1 pseudogene is annotated in these 241 nt (G+C 38.2%); it reads right to left on the bottom strand.

Going from position 1 to position 241, the window contains the following annotated elements:
• Positions 1 to 241, bottom strand: a pseudogene (locus NE671_RS15740) (FUSC family protein); the annotation flags it as partial.

The raw sequence follows: 241 nt of genomic DNA, 5'->3' as shown, positions 1-241 counted from the left end.
ACAGAATCAACACAGCCACTGCCGCAATATTTAACAGCATTCCCAATACCGGTGAAAACTGATTTGCTAAATCCGGACATACAGTCATAATTACAAAGAACAAAGCCAAAAGCATCGTAGATTCTCCGGTGTGGATCCCCAGATCCGCAATTCTAAACACAATGAGACATAATAAGACTACTAAACCTACAATGCTGTTCTCAATTCCAAATAGGATGCTGAAAATACTAACAAAGAAAAA

The organism is Blautia sp. DFI.9.10, from assembly GCF_024461705.1.
Lineage (GTDB): Bacteria > Bacillota > Clostridia > Lachnospirales > Lachnospiraceae > Blautia_A > Blautia_A fusiformis.
This window is presented reverse-complemented; position numbering and strand designations above follow the sequence as displayed.